Annotated in this window: 8 protein-coding genes; 1 reads left to right on the top strand and 7 read right to left on the bottom strand. The window is 42.8% G+C overall.

Features of this window, described 5'->3' with window-relative positions; genetic code table 11:
• The 7 genes from LC574_RS24400 to LC574_RS24370 form a co-directional block, all read right to left on the bottom strand.
• Nucleotides 1-303 (bottom strand): HNH endonuclease signature motif containing protein (locus LC574_RS24400; RefSeq protein WP_229456136.1); only part of this gene is annotated, 303 nt, incomplete at its 3' end.
• Nucleotides 293-553: a hypothetical protein gene (locus LC574_RS24395; RefSeq protein ID WP_229456135.1), complete on the bottom strand. Its 261-nt coding sequence runs from the start codon at nt 551-553 to the stop codon at nt 293-295. The genes LC574_RS24400 and LC574_RS24395, both read right to left, overlap by 11 nt.
• A 161-nt stretch (nt 554-714) precedes the next feature.
• A complete protein-coding gene (locus tag LC574_RS24390) occupies nt 715-867 on the bottom strand; it encodes a hypothetical protein (RefSeq protein WP_229456134.1) in 153 nt (50 codons plus the stop codon).
• An 80-nt stretch (nt 868-947) separates the two neighbouring features.
• Entirely contained in the window at nt 948-1220 is a 273-nt protein-coding gene (locus LC574_RS24385; RefSeq protein WP_229456133.1) for a DUF3303 domain-containing protein, read from the bottom strand.
• Between the two features lie 34 nt (nt 1221-1254).
• Nucleotides 1255-2277 (bottom strand): zinc-binding dehydrogenase, encoded by a 1023-nt coding sequence (locus tag LC574_RS24380; protein ID WP_229456137.1) that lies wholly within the window; start codon nt 2275-2277, stop codon nt 1255-1257.
• Nucleotides 2278-2395: 118 nt separating this feature from the next.
• Nucleotides 2396-2581 (bottom strand): hypothetical protein, encoded by a 186-nt coding sequence (locus LC574_RS24375; protein ID WP_229456132.1) that lies wholly within the window; start codon nt 2579-2581, stop codon nt 2396-2398.
• A gap of 54 nt (nt 2582-2635) precedes the next feature.
• A complete protein-coding gene (locus LC574_RS24370) occupies nt 2636-3706 on the bottom strand; it encodes a glycosyltransferase family 4 protein (RefSeq protein ID WP_229456131.1) in 1071 nt (356 codons plus the stop codon).
• Between the two features lie 455 nt (nt 3707-4161).
• On the opposite strand from LC574_RS24370, the gene xth reads away from it, so the two are divergent.
• Nucleotides 4162-4944 (top strand): exodeoxyribonuclease III, encoded by a 783-nt coding sequence (gene xth, locus LC574_RS24365; RefSeq protein ID WP_229456130.1) that lies wholly within the window; start codon nt 4162-4164, stop codon nt 4942-4944.
• Nucleotides 4945-5464: the final 520 nt, after the last annotated feature.

Raw genomic sequence — 5464 nt, 5'->3', positions numbered from 1 at the left:
GATCTTTAGTGCATCAACTGTCCAGATGAAGTGATCTACCCACCGTTGCTGACGAGGATTGAATAGGGCGACTTCTTGCTGAGTTTGAGCATCAACGCCAGTTGTGAAGTTGTAACGACGCTCATTACAGCGACGACAAGCTAGAGCTAAGTTTTTATCTTCATCTGAGCCACCTAATGATTGTGGAACAAGATGATCGATTGTAAAGCGATTTGAACTGGAGCGTTCTGGAGAGTGGCAATATTCACACAAGTATTTAGCTCTTTCGCGGACAAACTGCCGAGTGCGCTCATTAACACCCACGACTGGCAATCAGTTTAGCGTTAACAAAAGTCAAGATGCGCTCCAGTTCAGCAATTCCAGCATATTCGGCTTCTTCTTCAGGAGTTTGCAATCCAGCTTTTCTTTTCTCAAGCAATTCTTCTAGACGAGCATGTAACTCATCTGTGAACTTAGCAAGGTTAACATTATCAACTTTCTCAATGGTGATGCCAGAACGTAACCATGACGAGGGTTCAATCATTAATACTGGGGTAATGACTTGAGGAGTCATAATGCTTTAGCCTAAGTCTGTGGTGCTATATCTAGTTATTGTAGTAGCAACAGGTTGCTCTAACATGGGCAAGTCGGCACCAAGCTAATTGTCATTCATTTTTCCAGAATGATTGGCTTGTAGTGAGTTAGCGCGGTCTTGGGGGTTTCCCCCATGAGCGACTAACGAACCCTTTGGGTAAGCGGCTCCAGCACTGCTTTTATACAACTTACAGCATTTTTCAGGTATTTAGACCACAGATGAGATGGGGAGTAGGGAGTGGGGAGTAGGGAGTGGTGTAGTTCAATTACTTGAAAAGCGCTGTAAATGCTCATTAGCTTAATTAGAGAGGCAGCAGGCCTCTTAATAGGCATTCTTAGTCGGAGACTGGACTAATTTATGGATCTGTCTAGTGCTAAAGCATCTTAGTAACTACCTCTGCTGTCTCTTTCGACGGAACGATAGGAATTATCTCGAATTCAACAAGATCCTGCCAGTGGAATATCCACTCCTGAAATAAACGTATATCGTCACATTCCATCAGTTGAAAGCAACGATCAAAATTGACCTCAACCCAGCTATCTAAATACTTCAAACCTTCAGGCATCATGCGCCCTTTCTCTTGAAATCGGCGGTATATCTCTTTAGCCTTGCCATCCTTAAATCGCTCCACCACCATAAATAACATCTTGTCTTCTTCCTCACACTGTAACTAACACGATCTAAGGAATCATCGCTACTTTAATTACCTGACGCGCCTTCATCTCACAAAACACCTGTTCTAAATCTTTTAATGGCCGCTGTTCACTAATAAGTAACTCAAAGGGAATTTTGCGACTAGCGATCAGTGCAAGCGCCTCCTGCACATACTTTGGTGTATTATGAAACACGCCTTTGATGGTCAGTTCGCTGTAGTGTAGCTGTTCTGTGTTGACAGTAATGCTGGTATCCCGTGGACATCCACCGAATAAGTTGACTGTTGCACCAGGACGGGCGCAGGCGATCGCAGTTTCCCAAACACTCGGTACACCAGTTGCTTCAATCACTACATCTGCGCCCCATCCTTGGGTAACTTCTTTCACCACACTGGGAATATCTGGGATTTGATGATAATTAAAAGTCTGGGTTGCACCCAATTTCTGACCAATTTCTAGCCTGTGGTTATTACCTCCCCACAGCAACACCTCAGCTTTCCCACTCAACGTTGCCACAAACATCAACCCGATCGCCCCATCTCCTAAGACGACTATTTTATCTTTGGCTTTGACGTTAGAACGGGCTATACCATGCAATACACAAGCTAAAGGTTCCGTCATCGCTGCCAATTCCCACGGCAACTCATCGGGAATCTGCAATAAGTTATGCTCTACTATCGGTGCGGGAATTTTCAGGTATTCGGCAAAAGTTCCATTATTCCATGTCAGATTCGGACATAATGAATACTCTTGACGTTGACAAAAAAAGCACTTCATGCATGGTGCAGAATTATTAGCGACGATGCGATCGCCTATTTGCCAATTTGTAACCCCTGCACCCAAGGCAACAATTCGCCCAGCCCCTTCGTGACCAAACAGCGTCGGCGGTATCAGCATTTTGGCATGACCACCACGCCGCCAGACTTTCAAATCTGTACCACAAGTTGTTGCTGCGCCCACTTGAATTACAACTTCGCCAGCCGCCGGAGTGGGGTCAGGAACTTGCTCTAGGCGTAAATTTTCTTGCCCATAAAGTAATGCTGCTAACAAAGCTTTAAACCTATCAATTAGCTCCATCCGATTTTATCAGTTGAGGCTAGTTGATAGGTTTAAAGTAAATTAGTCTTGATTTCTAGTAGGCTTTTATTAATTTAAAAATGCCGTAAAACTAGGAATTTACCGCAGGCTGGGGAACTACTCCGGTGTTCCGGGTTTCCACATTAGGCAGGCGAGTAGCAGTTAATAGCGGTACTTCTTGTCGGCACGACAGGCAAAACCAATATAGTTCACCATGTCGTACATGGCGCAGGAGGGAACCACCGCAGCATGGGCAGGTGTTGGCTCTCGTACTCATACCAATGTCCTCCTAAAAAAAGTTATTGTTTAAGTTGGATAGAAAAACAGTTGATTAAAACTGAATGTTAGCTGCACAAATGCAGCCATTCGATTCTATGCGGTCTTTAATAATTTGTCTGTAAACAGCTTCATATCCGTTAACCATTTGGCTAACACTAAAGTTGTTTTCTACGTGTTTTCTACAGGTTTGACGGTTGAGTTCCAAAGCTAGTGGAATCATTGCCGCCATTTCTGCATAGCTTTTGCAGATAAAACCTGTTTTACCGTGGGCAATCACTTCAGGTACGGAGCCGAAATTCATGGCAATTACTGGTGTACCAGTTGCCATTGATTCAATCATTACTAACCCAAAAGGTTCTTGCCAGCTAATGGGGAAGAGAGTTATGGCAGCATTGCCCAGAAGTTCAGTCTTTTCGGCGTGGTTGATTTCGCCTAGATATTCAATTTGCTGACCATCTATGAGGGGGGCAATCTCTTGTTCAAAAAACTTAGAGTCTTGGACATCAACTTTTCCTGCTATCTTCAAGCGCCAACCACTCTGTTTCGCAATAGCGATCGCATGTTGTGGCCCTTTCTCTGGCGAAAAACGACCTAAAAATGCCAAATACGGAGGTTCTGACGGTTGGGCTACGAATGGATAATCTGCTAGCTCAATTCCGTTATAAACCGTGTCAATATAATTGAGATCGATTTGACGCTGCGAGTTACTAATGCTGATGTATGGTTGCTTTTTGTGGTAGCTAAATGCGTGACGGTTATCTGTTGTAAAATCATTGTGCAGGGTATGCACTGTAGAAGTTGCTGTTATCAAACTCGCTAAAGGTAATGCCGAAATTCCTACATGAGAATGGATAATATCGAATTGGGCAGCACTCTGGTAAACTTGGCTTAGTTCTAGCATTTCGTACACTGCATACTCTTTGATGTTTGGATCTAAGCGCAATGCCCGTGGATAAACTGCTTCTAAATGAGCCAAAGTTTGAGAATCGCCAGAGGCAAATAAGGTTACCTCATGACCGCGACGAACAAGTTCATCAGTCAAGCGACTTATTACCAATTCTATTCCTCCATAATTAGGAGGTGGAACCCTTTCCCATAAGGGGGCAACTTGAGCGATTTTCATTAGTTTTTTTGGTTCAGTCTATGAAATTGTCCTCAATATAATGAGTTGCATCATTATTGTATGAGAAGAGAGCATTTGTACTTACTCTTTTGACATTTAAATTAACCTAACAGGCTACGAAAAGCGTAGTAATGGTTAACCGTACTGGAAATTTTTTACCGACAAATCTAAGCGACTATCGGCAAAAGTCAAGCCTGACCTATATTTCTAACTTAGAGTAAATCAATTACTTGTTGCATCTGCCTTGGGGATCATAACGAGGTAGAATATTTTGTAGTAGAACTTACAAAAAGGAATATTTTGTAGCTAAAAATACTAAAATATCCAATGGGATCAAGCCATTAAAGCTTGGTTTAAATGTAATTGGGAAATGGAACAGAAATTCTAAATATTAAGTAACTGTACAATAATTAAATAATTTGTAATTATTAATTTACAAAAAATTCTGATAACTAATGAAAATCGCTACTTGGAATGTCAACTCAATTCGCACTCGTCTAGAACAGGTTATCGATTGGTTAGCTACCAATCCTGTTGATGTTCTCTGCTTGCAAGAAACTAAAGTTGTGGATGCCGAGTTTCCGCGATCGCCTTTTGAGCAGTTAGGCTATAACCTTTATATATCAGGACAGAAATCTTATAACGGCGTAGCCATAATTAGCCGCCAGCCACTGGTAGACGTAAGTAGCGGGTTTAGGGCGATTTTGCCAAATTTACACCACGAATGGGATAAGCAAAAGCGGGTGATTACAGGTGTAATTGATGGTGTTCGGATTGTTAACTTATATGTTCCCAATGGTGCAGCAGTAGGAACTGAAAAATATGAATACAAATTGCGCTGGTTGACAGCGCTACACGAGTATTTGCGATTGTTGGTGCTGTCACAACCTGCAATTTGTGTGTGCGGTGACTTCAATATCGCCTTAGAAGATAACGATATTCACGAGCAAGTGAGTACAGAAAATCACATTATGGCAACAGAAGCAGAGCGCCAAGCCTTACGGGATATCCTGAAATTGGGATTTGCTGATGCTTTTCGCAAATTCACCACAGAAGGCGGAAATTATAGCTGGTGGGATTATCGCGCCGCCGCCTTCCGTCGCAACTTAGGTTGGCGGATTGACCATCACTATCTCACACCTATCCTGTATGAGCGTGCTAAAAGTTGTATAATCGATGTCGCGCCCAGAAAATTAACCCAACCCAGCGACCATACGCCGGTAATTGTAGAATTTTGAATGGGGTATTGGGTATTGGGCAAAACAGTTCTGTTAGCGGATAGCTATGGTTGAGCCATTTCTGAGTTATACCAAGTTCGGCAAATCACTTACAATATGTCATTGCGTTCGCCCCTGGCGTTCCCGTTCGCGCAGCGTCTCCGTCAGGAGAAGGGTATGCAACGAAGTGGAATAAAGCAATTCGCTTGCGGTTTGGGATTGTGCGCTTTGCTCGCTTTTGACTAAGTATTACAGCTATTTTCAGGTAAATAGACCACGCGGTAGGGGTTTAGCAATGCTCATTGGTGTCAACTTAAGCTATAGATAGTTTAACTGTTGGCTGACTCAACCGCCTTGAACTAAAGTTCAAGGCTAATAGCTAAAGTCTACTGAAGTAGACTAAAGATTTTTGGCTATAGGACTCCTATTTGATTTTTGAAATACACGTAGGGTGGGCTTTGCCCACCAAAACCCGGATATGGTGGGCAAAGCCCACCCTACATTACTTAAAATTTTTCACATATCATTTAGGATTCCTATA

This window comes from Nostoc sp. CHAB 5715, assembly GCF_020829685.1.
GTDB lineage: Bacteria > Cyanobacteriota > Cyanobacteriia > Cyanobacteriales > Nostocaceae > Nostoc.
Note: the sequence above shows the minus strand (reverse complement) of the source record. Positions and strands in the feature narration are given on the sequence as shown.